At 66.5% G+C, this 13685-nt stretch carries 14 protein-coding genes and 1 tRNA gene; 7 read left to right on the top strand and 8 right to left on the bottom strand.

Going from position 1 to position 13685, the window contains the following annotated elements:
* Entirely contained in the window at window positions 1–603 is a 603-nt protein-coding gene (locus BKA23_RS13715; protein WP_145229370.1) for a hypothetical protein, read from the top strand.
* A 59-nt stretch (window positions 604–662) separates the two neighbouring features.
* Here BKA23_RS13715 and BKA23_RS13710 read toward each other — a convergent pair whose 3' ends face one another.
* The 6 genes from BKA23_RS13710 to BKA23_RS13685 form a co-directional block, all read right to left on the bottom strand.
* Entirely contained in the window at window positions 663–1487 is an 825-nt protein-coding gene (locus BKA23_RS13710; protein ID WP_211841727.1) for an RNA methyltransferase, read from the bottom strand.
* 230 nt (window positions 1488–1717) lie between these two features.
* The gene (locus BKA23_RS13705) at window positions 1718–2533 is read right to left on the bottom strand and encodes a hypothetical protein (protein ID WP_145229368.1); all 816 of its coding nucleotides are present in this window, start codon (window positions 2531–2533) and stop codon (window positions 1718–1720) included.
* A 91-nt stretch (window positions 2534–2624) separates the two neighbouring features.
* Complete coding sequence (locus BKA23_RS13700) at window positions 2625–3407, bottom strand: trypsin-like serine peptidase (RefSeq protein ID WP_145229366.1); 783 nt, start codon at window positions 3405–3407, stop codon at window positions 2625–2627.
* Between the two features lie 110 nt (window positions 3408–3517).
* Window positions 3518–5386 carry an ABC transporter ATP-binding protein/permease gene (locus BKA23_RS13695; protein WP_145229364.1) on the bottom strand — a complete coding sequence of 623 codons (1869 nt, stop codon included), beginning with the start codon at window positions 5384–5386 and terminating at the stop codon, window positions 3518–3520.
* Window positions 5383–6315 carry an extracellular solute-binding protein gene (locus tag BKA23_RS13690; RefSeq protein WP_145229362.1) on the bottom strand — a complete coding sequence of 311 codons (933 nt, stop codon included), beginning with the start codon at window positions 6313–6315 and terminating at the stop codon, window positions 5383–5385. The genes BKA23_RS13695 and BKA23_RS13690 overlap by 4 nt, the downstream gene beginning before the upstream one ends.
* Before the next feature lie 46 nt (window positions 6316–6361).
* On the bottom strand, window positions 6362–6925 hold the full coding sequence (locus BKA23_RS13685; protein WP_145229359.1) for a PadR family transcriptional regulator: 564 nt from the start codon (window positions 6923–6925) through the stop codon (window positions 6362–6364).
* Window positions 6926–7230: 305 nt separating this feature from the next.
* Between BKA23_RS13685 and BKA23_RS13680 the strand changes: the two genes are divergently transcribed.
* Entirely contained in the window at window positions 7231–7866 is a 636-nt protein-coding gene (locus tag BKA23_RS13680) for a TetR/AcrR family transcriptional regulator (RefSeq protein WP_170226526.1), read from the top strand.
* Window positions 7867–7930: 64 nt separating this feature from the next.
* Here BKA23_RS13680 and BKA23_RS13675 read toward each other — a convergent pair whose 3' ends face one another.
* Complete coding sequence (locus BKA23_RS13675; RefSeq protein ID WP_145229355.1) at window positions 7931–8347, bottom strand: LysR substrate-binding domain-containing protein; 417 nt, start codon at window positions 8345–8347, stop codon at window positions 7931–7933.
* Window positions 8348–8381: 34 nt separating this feature from the next.
* Here BKA23_RS13675 and BKA23_RS13670 point away from each other — a divergent pair, with 34 nt between their 5' ends.
* The gene (locus BKA23_RS13670) at window positions 8382–9176 is read left to right on the top strand and encodes an NAD(P)H-binding protein (protein ID WP_145229353.1); all 795 of its coding nucleotides are present in this window, start codon (window positions 8382–8384) and stop codon (window positions 9174–9176) included.
* Between the two features lie 95 nt (window positions 9177–9271).
* Here the strand turns inward: BKA23_RS13670 and BKA23_RS13665 are convergent.
* Window positions 9272–9354, bottom strand: a tRNA-Leu gene (locus BKA23_RS13665).
* A 272-nt stretch (window positions 9355–9626) separates the two neighbouring features.
* On the opposite strand from BKA23_RS13665, the gene BKA23_RS13660 reads away from it, so the two are divergent.
* The 4 genes from BKA23_RS13660 to BKA23_RS13645 are packed head-to-tail and all read left to right on the top strand — an operon-like array spanning window position 9627 to window position 13665.
* Window positions 9627–10550 (top strand): FHA domain-containing protein, encoded by a 924-nt coding sequence (locus tag BKA23_RS13660; protein WP_145229352.1) that lies wholly within the window; start codon window positions 9627–9629, stop codon window positions 10548–10550.
* Window positions 10547–11026, top strand: coding sequence for an FHA domain-containing protein FhaB/FipA (locus BKA23_RS13655; RefSeq protein ID WP_145229350.1), 480 nt, complete (start codon window positions 10547–10549; stop codon window positions 11024–11026). Before BKA23_RS13660 ends, BKA23_RS13655 begins: the two co-directional genes overlap by 4 nt.
* An 8-nt stretch (window positions 11027–11034) precedes the next feature.
* Window positions 11035–12303, top strand: coding sequence for a PP2C family protein-serine/threonine phosphatase (locus tag BKA23_RS13650; protein ID WP_145229349.1), 1269 nt, complete (start codon window positions 11035–11037; stop codon window positions 12301–12303).
* The gene (locus BKA23_RS13645; RefSeq protein ID WP_145229347.1) at window positions 12304–13665 is read left to right on the top strand and encodes an FtsW/RodA/SpoVE family cell cycle protein; all 1362 of its coding nucleotides are present in this window, start codon (window positions 12304–12306) and stop codon (window positions 13663–13665) included.
* The last annotated feature ends 20 nt before the right edge of the window (window positions 13666–13685 follow it).

Below are 13685 nucleotides of genomic sequence, written 5' to 3'. Positions count from 1 at the left end.
GTGAACGTCACGGACCCGGCGATGGCCACATCGCTCATGCGACCGCAAGCAGCCCACTATCTCTTTCCGTTCTCCGAGGCGGCTCGTTCTGTCGCGGAGGCCGCGGCCATACTCGGCGAGTCACTCAGCAGGACGCACTACTGGGTTCAGACGCTCCACGCAGACCATCTCCTGCAGATCGAGTCGGTGACTGCACGCAAGGGTCGGGCGATCAAGCGATATCGCACGGTGGCAACGGAATTCGTCGTGCCCGCGAGCCTGCTCCCCGATGATCTGTTCGCCCGACAGATGCGCGCCGCCAACGAACAGATGACCCAGTCGCTTATCGCTGCCGCGCCGGAGTGGGTGGTCGGTGGCTGCGTGCGCATTCACTTCGATGAGCGCAGTGGGCACTTCGACCGGGTTCCGGGTCCGCGGATCAGGTCGGCCAGGTCGGTCCCGAGGCACCAGAGCATCAGCGGCATGTACCTCACCGAACCCGACATGCGTGAACTGCAGCACGACCTGGAGGCGTTGCGGGACAAGTGGCGGGATCGCGATCGGAAGGATCCCTCACTCCCGGGCTGCCTCGTGTCGATCTCCATGGCGCCGACAAGCTCCTGAGCTGTATGCCGATACGCGAAGCCCACCGATGACGGCAGATTCCGGAACGGTGAGCGCAGCTACGGCGCCCGCCGTTGCTGCACCGCCTCGTGCAGCACGATCGATCCGGCCGTCGCGGCGTTCAGCGAGCTGGCCGAACCCACCATCGGGATGCTCACGATCCGATCGCAGGCCTCCCGCCAGCCGCGGCTGAGCCCGCGCGTCTCGTTGCCGATGACGAGCACGGTAGGTCCAGTGAGGTCGACGCGGCGCAGATCCTCCTCGCCGCCTTCATCGGTGCCCAGCAGTTGCAACGGCACACCCGAATCCCGTTGAACAGCAAGCCAGTCCAGCACGTCCTGACTCGAAGGAGTGCGCACGGTCGGAACGGCGAACAACGACCCGGTACTCGCTCGCACCGCGCGCGGGTCGTAGGGGTCCGCCGCGTGTCCCGTGACCACCAGGCCGGTCCCGCCGAAGGCATCGATCGACCGCATGAGGGTGCCCAGATTGCCCGGCTGCGTGGGTCGGTCGAAGACCGTGATGAGGGCAGGTGACCCACCGAGCCGGTCGAGGTCGTCGGCCGGCATCCGCACGACCGCCACGAGTTCCGGCTCCTGATCCTGGTCACGCTCGGCGAGCTCGGCGAGCATCTCTGCCGGGATCTCGACACGGTCGCCGGGAGCCTGCCGCCATACGTCCGCTGCCCACTGCGAAGGCCGAGCACCGATGGCGCGCAGCACCACCTCGAAGTCCCAATCATGTTGCAGCGCAAGCGAAATGGGCCGCACGCCCTGCACCACGAACTGCCCGGCCCGGTGCCGCTTGGTGCGATTGGTCAGCAGCGTCTGCCATTGCTGAAAGGTCGCATTCCGGCTTCGGATCCGCTGCACTCGCCGACTCACGCCGGTACGCTTCCCGTGCGCCAGGCAGGACGATCGGGCGCGGACACGGCCCCAGGATCAGGCCGACAATCAGGTCCGGCCCCGAGGTGTGATGGTCGGCTCCGATGAGTCGAACCTCGCAGCTGCGCATCACCAGGTTTGTCACCACGCACGCACTCGCCGCCACCCGTGTCGTGGTTGGCTCCGGCGAATGTGCCGGGTGTGAGCCTTCGCATCAGGACCGTCCGAATTCAGGCGCTGCGGATGGTGTGAGCACCGATCTGCGCCGCGATCTCGAATCGTTCGCGTAGCAGGTCCGGGTCGGCGTTCTTCTTGTGCTCGTCGGCGAAGGCGTACGACTTCATCAGGTACAACCAGTCACTCGACATGTACAGGTCGTAGCCCGGCGCCACCTGCAAGATCAGCGTCGACAACTCCGGGGTCAGCACGCGCCGGGCGCGGTCGTAATGGCCGGCTGTGTCCTTCACCGTCTTCGAGCCGGCGAACAGGTCGCCTGGTGAATAATTCGCCTCAAGCAGATCCGGGGCGTCGAGATGCTGGCGCGTGCGGTGCTTCAGGCAGACCTGCTCGGACAATGTGCCGGTTTGCACCGCGACGACGATGAGGTGGCTGAAGGTGATGTCACGGCCCGTGACCGCGCCACTGCATTGAGTGAGTTCCATGGCAGCTGTCCTGAATCCGCGGCCGTCGTTGCTGACAGCCTCCAGCACGTCGTGGATCTTCGACACGTCGTCGAAGGAGCCGCCGGAGGGGCGCGGAAGCTTGGCGGGCATTCCCGCCCACCGTTTCGGATTCGACCGGAACGCGTAGGTGAGGCCGTTGGCCCTGGCAAAGCTGCTCAGCTGATAACGGCGACGCCATAGTGATTCATCCGGCTTGCGCTGGATCTCCGGGGCCTTCTCAGCGTCGAAGCCGACGGCGTCGTCATACCCCGGCACTTCACACTCTGACCGGTAGGCGTCCAGGGAATGCGGGTCAGGCTTGACCGTCAGCGGCGCGTAGTCCAGTCTCGCCAGACACTCCCACCCGACTCTTGCTGCTGTCATGCCCTCGTTGTACATGATCGTGTTCAGCGATCCAAGACCGGCCAGGTCGGCGCCGCGAGGTGGGAACCCGAGCACGTGCCGCAGCCACCGGTCAGCAACCGTCCGAGCCGGCGCCCGCGACCACGTCACCCGCGGCAACACTCTCGGCACGCTGGACCAACTCAGTCACCTGGTTGCCGAAGGGAGCGCTGTATGACGTCCAGTCGGTGCAGCCGCCCTGGTGCAGGCCGCCGATGACGCCGGACACCTCGGACGTGCCGTTGTCGTCGACGAGGAACGGGCTGCCGCTGGTGCCGCCGACATACCCACCGCACGTGAACGTCGGACTGTCACCGGTGAGAGTCACCGGCGTGGTGCAGGTGATCGCCTGGTCGCCGGAACCGGCGTTGTAGCCGGTCACCGTCACCGACGTGCCCGTCGTGGGCGCGCCGACCAGCGCGTTCGACCCGACGACCTGCTGCACTTGCTCGGTCACCCCGTCCACCGTGTTCGGCGCGACCTTCAAGATCGCGACATCGTCGTCGGTGTCACCGCCGTTGTTCCACGCAGAAGAGACGTATGCCGCGGTCACCCGCCAGACGCCATACGGGGAGTCACCGTTGTCGTAACCGGGGGAGAACGTCATCCCGGCGCCGGTGCCGCTGACACAGTGCGCGGCCGTGACGATCAGATTCTGTGTCGAGGATGCGACCACGGAGGCGGTGCAACTGTGTTTTCCGCCCGCGTTGCCGCTGGTGAACAACGCTCCGACGGTCGCATTGCCGGAGGTGTGGACTGAGACGGGCACGCCCGCAGGCGCAGATGAGGTCACCGGAGCGGTCACTGTGCTGGCCGCCAGCGTGAACGCCAGCGCCAGACCAGGGATCACCATCATGACGGTCCTTCCGATCGGGAACGACGATCACGCTATGAACCCCGCCCATGCCTCGCGCTGGCCCCAGTTGTGAGCCGGCTGTGCGTCATCGGCCGACGGCATGGCATCGGTCAATGACCGACGGCAGGCTCCTGACACCACACGGTCACCGCCGCGGGATCGATCTCGACCCGGCCGTCACGACCGACGTCCGGTATGTCGCAAGCACTTGCGCGCGCCACATTCGCGCGAAGTCGCAGCGATCCCAGCGCCACGTCGACGGCCAGATGCGAGCCGACATCTGCAATGTCGTGCACCCGCACGGGATACGCACCGTCGGTGGCGAAACGGACATCCTCCGGCCGCACGCACCACATCGCCTCGCCGGCAGCAGGGAGCGCGCCACTCACCGTGATGTTCACCCCGCCGGCGTCGATGCCGCCATCGGTCACCTGCGCGGGCAGCACATTGGCGATGCCGAGCAGGCGAGCGACCTGCGGTGTGGCCGGCGCGCCGAAAACCTCAGCGACAGAGCCGGATTGGACGATGCGCCCATCCGCCAGCACCAGGAGCTCATCGGCCAGCAGTGCTGCTTCCTGCGGGTCGTGCGTGACCAGCACGGTCGACAAGCCGCTCTCGCGTTGCAGCCTGCGCAACTCGGCCGCCAACTCCTGGCGCACCGGAGTGTCCAACGCCGAGAAGGGTTCGTCGAGCAACACCAGTCGCGGCTGTCCGGCGAGCGCGGCGGCCAGGCTCACTCGTTGCCGCTGCCCGCCCGAGAGTTGCTCTGGACGACGATCCACAAGACCGGCGATGCCGAGCGTGTCGAGCCACCACGAGGCCGCTCCTGGGTCGGCATGTATGCCGAACGTCGTTTGCTGCCAGGCTGTTCGGCCTGGAAACAGGCCGTGGTTCTGCGGCACATATCCGAGTCGGCGCCGCTCGACCGGCACTGCGGAAACGTCGGTATCGCCATACGTGACGGTCCCGACGCCTGGCCCGAGCAATCCGGCCAGCGAGCGCAGCAGAAGCGACTTGCCGGCGCCCGAGGCACCCAGCACGGCAATGCGGTGGCTGTCGGCGTGGTGCGTCGCCTGCAGGTGAAACTCCCCGACTCGCGCGTCGACCGTGAAGCCGACCGGCTCCGGTTGTGACTCCGCGGGATGATGAGCCGGCGGCAACGTGACGACGGCGGGTCGCCGACGAAGGCGAGCCGGTAGCCGAAAACCGGCCATCAGCAACAGGATTGCGGCTGCTCCAAGCGCCAGCGCGGTCGGCGCTTGCGTGGTGGGAATTCCAGATGAGCTGAACTGCACGTACGTGAACACCGGCAGCGTGTAGGGGTGGTACGCCAGCAGAACCGTCGCGCCATACTCACCGAGCGCCCGCAGCCAGGTCATCAACGCACCGGCCCGTATGCCGCGTGCGGCCACCCGCAGATCGACCCGCCAGAATCGCGCGAGCGGTCGGTGGCCGAGTGTGGCAGCCAGATCGTCCAAGGCGGGGTCGATGGACTCGAAGGCCGACCGGGCCGAGATGACCAGAAAAGGTGCGGCCACGAACGTCTGGGCGATGACCACTCCGGCGGTGGACTCGGTCAGCCGGCCACCGGTCAACGAACCCAGCCAGGTGTAGGGACCGACGAGATAGATCAGCACGATGCCGCTCATCACCGGCGGAAGCGCCAGCGGGAGTTGCACCAGAACGCCGACCACCCGGGTCAGCGGGGTGCGTGACCGCGCCAGCCAGTGGGCGAGCGGCACGCCCAGCACGACCACGATCGCCATCGAGACGGTGGCCGCGACAGCCGAGGTGCGTGCCGCGGCCCACAGTCCTGACTCACCGAAACCGCGATCGTGCGATCCGGCGAGTCGTAGCAGGAAAGCGACGATCGGCACGCCCAGATAGATGACGAGCAGCGCGCCGAGCCAGGCGAGCGGGGAACGACGTGCCGTGCCGGATGCACGATTGCTGCCGGCAACGGCACGAACGAGGGTCACGCCCCGGACAGTAGCCCGGCGATCGACGAGGGCACACCGGTCCCGGTCGTCTTGGGCGGCGTGACGAGACTGAAACCGTCCGAGGTCAGCACCGCCTGACCTTCGGAGCCGAGGAGGTACTGCACGAAGGCCTCGGCGCCGGACTCGTTGGGCGCGCCCTTGAGCACCGAGACGGTGTAACTCGCCTTGAGGTCCTGACCGGTCAGCGGCACCGTGGGAATGTTGGCGGCCTTCGCCTCGCTGGAGTAGAAGAATCCGGCGTCCAGCTGACCCGACTGAAGGTCACCGACGAGGGTCTCCTCGGGGAAGATCGTGCTGGTGTCCTTGATGATCTTCAGCAGTGCGGGGTGCTCCTTGCCGGCGTCGGTCAGCGCCTTGACCACGAGCTTTCCCTTCGGGTCGGTCTTGGGGTCGGTGGTGCCGACGCGGAAGCCGGACATCGTGATCACGTCGTACCAGGGCTTGGTCCTGATGTCTTCGGCGAACGTGCTCTTGGTGCTGTAGCCGAGCACCAGCGGCGCCGTCGCGAAGGTGAGGTACCAGCTCACCCAGTCGCCGTTGGCCGAGCCCATGAGCAGCGTGTCGGCGTCAGGGCTGGCGGAGACGAAGACATCGCCCTTGCGGACCTTGCCCTTGATCTGGGCGGCGAGAGCGGTGGATCCGGCGCTGAAACCGGTGAAGGTGTATCCGGTCTTCGTCTTGAACGCCGGACCGATCTGTTTTTCCATCAGATCGACGAGGGATCCGGCATACAGGACGTTGACTGTCCCGGAGCCGGTCATGGCACCGCTCGGGCTTCCTGACGCGGTCGATGACGACGAAGCGCCCGTCTTGCCGGAGCTGCCCGACGATCCGCACGCTGCGAGCAGCCCGGTGCCCGCAGCGAAGAGAGTGGTGGTCAGCGCCGCGCGGCGAGTGAAGAGAGTCACGGAGAGCAAACTAGCAGCAGCTACTCTCAAAGTGACTAGTGGCTCATCACCGCGGATCCTGGCCGGCCCGCTGAGCACCAACGGTGGACAGAAAATCCACGACGGCCTGCGTCGAGGTCAACCGCCACAGCAGCAGGGTGCGCTCGAAGCCGGGCGCGGCTGCGGCGATCTCATCACGTAGCGACGCGGATCGTTGCGCCATTACCTCTCGCTGTACAGCGAGCAGAGCGCCGGAGTCGATATTCGACCTATCCAATAGTGCAAGTTTGAGTAAAAACTCCGAACGCACGTCCCGCGCTCTTTGTACCGGCCGAGCCAGCCATTCGCTTCGCACCTTCTCGCCCTCAGGGGTGATGACGACGATGGTTCTCGCCGGGCCAGGTCCATCGGTGTCCACACCGTCTTCATGGACCAGGCCCACGTCGACCAGGTGCGCCAACTCGCGGTAGACCACTGCGGGCGAGAAGCGCCAGACGTGCCCGAGTTGCCCGTCAGCACCACAGAGCCCGACGATCGCAAACCCGTGTGTCGGACCCTCCCCGATGACTCCGAGAACCGTCAGAGCCGCGAGATTGAGCGCTCCCGATCGTGTCCGTGTCGATTTAGGCATGCGGCTAAGTCGTCCGACCAGAGCGGGCGTCTATGCGCGTTAGGTAATTAGTTGACAAGTGACTGGACAATTCGAAGCTATACCGGTTAATGTTCTTTTCAGATGAGGCAGGACACTCGGCCAACAGAAACCGTCGAGAGCCCCCACCCTATCTGAGTAACCCTGACCCGTACGCCACCGTGAACTGGCACGCGGGCCAGGGAGGTCGACCGGACGACGCACGAACAGTGCCGACTCCGGCCTGCCGACGATCCACATCGAGAATCCCATCCGTTCTCGACAACAGACACGCGAGGATTGACAACATGAGTGTGACGACCCCATACGCACCTCCCACCGAACAAGGACTGTCCGGCCGACGCCGTGTCAGCACCGACCAGGAACACCGACGCCACGACCTGGCGGTTGCTGCGGTCGAAACCTGGAGCGAGCACGGCTACGCGCACGTCTCGGTGCGCAACGTCGCCAAGCGCACCCGGTTCTCCCATGGCATGGTGCATTACTACTTCGCCAGCAAGGACGAGCTTGTGGCCGAGTGCGTCGAAATCGCACGCCAGGGCACTCAGATCGACGCCGGTGGCGCCATCGAGGCTGCCTCTGACGTCGCGGGCGTCACCGCCGCACTGACCGACGCACTGTGCGCCAGCCTGGCCGAAAGCGCCAACCTGCACCGCATCCGCTACGACCTGCGCAACCAGAGCCTGTTCGACGAGGAGCTGCGCGAGCACTCGGAGATGCTGCAGAAGCCGTGGGAAGACGCCCTGGCACGCATGCACGCGCGGCTGGCGGAGCTCGGCGCGGACGAGAGCATCCCGGCATGGATCATGGACGCCCAGATCGACGGCATGTTCCAGCGTGCGGTGCGCAAGCAGACCATCGGCGACTCGAATGTCTCCGACGAACTCAAGAACGACTTGCAGAGCGTTCTTCCGGTTAAGTAGAAATCCGCACTATCTAAATACTGAACAGTAAATTTTGGGTATTGCCAAGATCTACTCAAATTTGTCAGGTTATCGACGCGGTCGGCGCCGGCGACTCGGGCATCACGCCCCGAGGTCGTGCGGCCGCCGGCCGCGTTGCTGTCTCTGCGTCGCGCATCATTCGCGCGCAGTCGGCGCCGAGCCGCCGGCCGGCGACCGTGGTCGCTGCGCGCACAAAGGCTGCGACCGCCATTGATCTCGAGTCTCTTGCCCACGCGACCACGAAAGCCGCATCGGGTGCGTCCTCAACCGGCCGCCACATCAGTTCCGGTCGCACATAGCGGCCCGCGAGTGAGGCCGGAAACAACGTGAGCATCCGTCCGAGCTCGACCTGCCGCAGCATCTGCGCGACATCGGAGAACCGAGGCCGTTGTTCCCCCTCGGGCACATAGACGTGCGCGCCCGGGCCCGACTGTCGGTGCTGCGACTCGATGTCTGCCATACGCAATCGTGCTGTGTGACCGAGCGGGTGACCCATGCGCCTCATCGCTCGCGATCCGTCCCGTCCGCCGGACTCCGTGCGCGACAACGCCGACGCGATCGCTGGAAGCCATGCTGACTCAACGGTGCTCGACACCGCGCTGGTCGGTGCGGACGCACTGTTCGTCCTGATCCCGCCGAATTTCCGCGCTCCCGACGCGACCGACCATTACCTGGCATTCGCCCAGCCGATCGCCGCAGCCGTCCAGAAACACGGCGTCGACCGAGTCGTTGCGGTGTCATCGCTCGGCAGGGGCTACACCGGCCCGAGCGGACTGTTGGGGTCCGCCTGGCGGATGGATTCGGTGCTCGAAAGCAGTGGTGCCGCATATCGGTCGCTGCAGCCGCCGTTCTTCATGGAGAACCTGCTGCATCAGACGCAGTCGATCCGTGACCACGGCATCCTTGAACTCCCGGCCGAACCGGGCGCACCGTTTGCAACGGTCGCGACCGCCGACATCGCACGCGTCGCTGCCGGACTTCTCGCTGACCGGTCGTGGACCGGCGACGCCGGAGTTCTCGTTCGGGCGCCGCAGGACCACACTCCCGCCGAGCTTGCGCAGATCATCTCGGACGCGGTGCACGGGCCCGTCTCCTATCGGCAGACGTCGATGGCCGACTACCGCGATCAACTCGCATCCTTCGGTGCGAGTCAGGCGATGGCTCAGGCGATGGTGGAGATGGCCGAGGCGCAGGCTGATGGGGTGTATCCGCCCGCGGACGGCACGGGTGGCGGCACCACGTTCACCGAATGGGTCGACGCTGTCCTCGCACCGGCGATCACCGCTTGACATCGCAGTAGAACTGCGAGCGCGGCCGTCATACAGGTCGGTGCATCGACTGTTCGGCATACAAAAAGCCCCAGGTCCAAGACCTGGGGCTGTTGTGCGCGAGGGGGGATTTGAACCCCCACGCCCTTTCGGACACTGGCACCTGAAGCCAGCGCGTCTGCCGTTCCGCCACTCGCGCGAGTGCCGGACCAGTGTGCCCTGTCCACGCCGGTTTCACCAAACTGAGGCCCCTCTGTCGCGCAACGCCCATCACGCGCCCGATCCGCCGCATGGAACCGATCGGTCATCCAGCCCGTCAACAGCGCGTATGCCGAAAGGTCGGCACCGCCCCAGTTACCATGACCGGGCGCACCCGTGTGCGCCGAGCCGCCCGAACAACAGGCCGCCGCCAGAGCAGACACCGTGCACCACACCAGCCAGTGGACCAGTAGACAAGGAGGACGGCCGATCGTGGGACTCTTCGACAAACTGGAACGCCGCCTCGAACGTGGTGTCAACGGTGCCTTCGCCAAGGCGTTCCGCTCGAAGGTCCAGCCGGTCGAGATCGCCAGCCAGATCCGCCGCGCCATGGACGACCGCGCCGCCTCCACCGGCAAAGGCAAACGCCTCACGGTGCCCAACCTGTTCACGATCGAGTTGAGCCCGACCGACTTCGACGCGCTCACCGAGCACGAGGCCGACCTGGCCGACGAGTTGATCGCGAGCGCCGCCGAGCACGCCGAGAGTCAGCGCTACTCGCCGGGCGGTCCGATCAGCGTGCACTTCGTCGAGGACGACTCACTCGAGACCGGCGTCTTCGTGTTGCGCCCCTCGACCGCCCGCCAGGTTCAGCCGACGTATGACGCGGCTCCCGCCGAGCGCCCCGCGCCACCACCACAGCAGCAGACACGTCCTGCCGGTCCCGGGTTTGCCGCTCCGCAGCAGGCACCGACCTACGCGGCACCGGCGGCGCCATACCCGGCGCAGCCTGCAGCCCCCACCGCCTCGGTGCCCGCCGTCGGCCAGGCACCCGCCGCAGCCCCGGGAGCACGTCGCGACGACTACCGGCCCAGCCCCGCCGCGCCGCGCAAGCTCAAGCAGCGCCCGTGGCTCGACATCGACGGCGAGCGTTATCCGCTGCTCGGGGCGATCACCGTCATCGGCCGCGACGACGACACCGACGTGATGCTCGACGACCCGGGAATCTCCAGGCGGCACAGCGAGATTCGCGTGACGCTCGACGGCCCGCACCAGATCATGAGCATTCGCGACCTGGGTTCCACCAACGGCACGTTCGTCAACGGTGACCCGATCAGCAGCACCCACCTGCACGACGGCGACCGGATCACCGTCGGTCGCACCCGCATGATCGTCCACGAAGGCGGCAGCCGTTGAGCGAACTCACCCTGACGGCGATCCGTTTCGGACTGCTGGCCCTGCTCTGGGGGTTCATCCTCATCGTCGTGTCCGTGCTGCGTCGCGACCTGTATGGCGTCCGCGTCGTCGCCCGCAACTCCGACCGGCGCGCGGCTGCCGGTGCATCCGCACCACCCGCGCGACAACCCCGCGCCATACGTCGTGGTCCCACGCACCTGGCGATCATCGAAGGCTCCATGCGCGGCAGCACAGTCCCGCTCACCGACGGCGGCGTGCTGATCGGCCGCAACCCCGAGTGCACCCTTGTGCTGTCCGACGACTTCGCCAGTGGCAGGCACGCCCGCATCTATCGCGACGGAGACGGTTGGATGATCGACGACCTCGGTTCCACCAACGGCACCTTCGTGGCCGGCACGCGCGTCGGCGAACGCCTGCCGATCGGTGAGGGCACCCGGATCCGCATCGGCCAGACCCTGCTCGAACTCAGGAAGTAACCGACCGTATGTCGATCGCCCTGCGCTACGCAGCCCGCTCCAACCTCGGGCTGGGTTCCAAGACACGCAATGAGGACTCCGGTTACGCCGGGCCCGACCTGCTGATCCTCGCCGACGGCATGGGCGGTCACGCCGCCGGTGACATCGCCAGCTCGACGGTCGTCGGTGAACTCGTCGGCCTCGACGGCGAGTCGTACGGCGCGGACGACGCCCTGCAGCAGCTCAGCGCCGCGGTCGGTGACGCCAACACGCGGTTGCGTGAGGAGATGAACGCCGAGCCCGAACTCGACGGCATGGGAACGACGCTCATCGCCTTCCTGCGCAGCGGCAACATGCTCGCGATGGCCAGCATCGGTGATTCACGCGCGTATCTGCTGCGCGACGAGGTGTTCACCCAGATCACCAAGGACCATTCTTTCGTGCAGGCGCTGCTCGATGACGGCCGGATCACCCCTGCCGAAGCCGAGCACCACCCGCAGCGCTCACTGGTCACGCGGGTGCTCACCGGCCGCGAGGACGACGAGCCCGACCTGTCGCTGCGCGAGGCCAAGGTCGGCGACCGTTATCTGCTGTGCTCGGACGGCCTGTCCGACTACGTCGCCGGGGCGACCATCGAAGACATCGTGACCAGCGGCGCAACGGCCGCCGACGTGGCCGACCAGTTGATCGCCATCTCGCTCAAGGCGGCCGCGCGCGACAATGTCACCGTCGTCGTCGCCGATGTCGTCGACTCCACCGACACCGTCTCGACCACTCCGCAGGTCGTGGGGGCGGCAGCAGCGCACGCGGTGGTGCCGACTCAGGAGATCGCCACCCCTCAGACACCGGCGGAGAAGGCGGCCGCCCTCAGTCGCGCGGTGAACGCCGTCGCCGAACCGGAGCCCGAGCCCGAGGAGCCGGTACTGGCCGAGGAAGGTGAGACCGGCAGGTTCCGCAAGCTGCGCCGCTGGCTGCTCGCACTGGTCGTGGTGGTGATCCTGGTCGCCGCCGCCTGGCTGGGCTATGCCGCAACTCAAAAGCAGTACTACATCGCCGACCACAACGGCAAAGTGACCATCTACCAAGGCATTTCGCAGAATCTCGGCCCGATCCGGCTGCATTCGGTCGACACCACCACCGACATCTCGGTCAACGAGCTGCCCAGCTACGACCGCACCAGGGTGATCTCTCGCAGCATGACCGCCGACAATCGCGCGGGCGCACTGCGCATCATCGACAACCTGCGCTCCGACATGGTCGACTGCCAGACCTCGATCTCCGACGGAAGCGGCTGCTGAGTGAGCGTCGTCAGCACCGTCGCGCCCAAGACCCGCCGCGGAACCGAACTGGTCCTGCTGGTGGGTGCACTCGTGATCGTGCTGCTGGCCTACACGAACGTGGGTCTGGCGATCAACGACACCGTTCCTGTCGACCTGGCGACGCTGGGTGGCGGGTTCGCGGTGGTCGCGCTGATCTTCCACCTGGTGTTGCGCTGGAAGGCGCCGTATGCCGATCCGGTGCTGTTGCCGATCGTGACCCTGCTCAACGGCCTCGGCCTGGTGATGGTGCACCGCATCGACTTGGCGCCCGGCGACCCGCACGCCGGGCCGAAGCAGCTGATGTGGACCGCTGTCGGTGTCGCCGCCGCGATCGGGATGCTGTTCCTGGTGCCCGACCACCGCCGCCTGCGCCGGTACACCTTCACCTTCGGTGCCGCTGGTGTCGTGCTCCTGCTGACCCCGCTGTTGCCGGTGATCGGCCGCAACATCAACGGCTCTCGCGTCTGGATCGGCCTGGGCGGGTTCTCCTTCCAGCCCAGCGAGATCGTGAAGATCCTGCTCACCATCTTCTTCGCCAGCTACCTCGTGCAGACGCGCGACGCGCTCTCGCTGGTCGGCCGCCGGTTCCTCGGACTGCCCTTGCCGCGCGCTCGCGATCTCGGCCCGATCATCATCGCCTGGCTGGCGTCGCTGGGGGTGCTGGTGTTCGAGTCCGACCTCGGGACCTCGCTGCTGTTCTTCGGGTTGTTCGTCGGGATGCTGTATGTCGCAACCGAGCGCCGCTCCTGGATCATCATCGGCCTGGGGCTGTTCCTGGCCGGCAGCTACACGGCATACCTGTTGATCGCGCACTTCCGCGAGCGGGTCGAACTCTGGCTGAACCCGTTCAACCCGAACATGTCCGACCAGATCGCCAAGGGCCTGATGGGCATGGGTGCCGGCGGCATCTTCGGCACCGGCCTCGGGCAAGGTCACCCCGAGCTGACCTATTACGCCAACTCCGACTTCATCATCCCCTCGTTCGGTGAGGAACTCGGGCTCATCGGGCTGTTCGCGATCCTGGTGATGTACGCGCTCATCGTCGAACGCGGGCTCCGGACGGCCATCGCCTGCCGCGACGGATTCGGCAAGCTGCTGGCGAGCGGGCTGGCGTTCTCGATGGCGCTGCAGGTCTTCGTGATCGTCGGCGGAGTCACCCGCGTCATACCGTTGACGGGCTTGACGTCGCCGTTCCTGTCCGCCGGAGGATCGTCGCTGCTCGCGAACTGGGTGATCGTCGCGTTGCTGTTGCGGATCAGTGACCAAGCGCGGCGACCCGAGGTCGAGGAGCGCGTCGCGCAGCTGGGTTCCGACGACACCCAGGTGGTGAAGGTGAGATGACCGCCACGACCCATCACCGC

It is taken from the genome of Rudaeicoccus suwonensis (assembly GCF_007829035.1).
Lineage (GTDB): Bacteria > Actinomycetota > Actinomycetes > Actinomycetales > Dermatophilaceae > Rudaeicoccus > Rudaeicoccus suwonensis.
The sequence above is the reverse complement of the archived record's forward strand: the minus strand, read 5'-3'. Positions and strand labels throughout refer to the sequence as shown.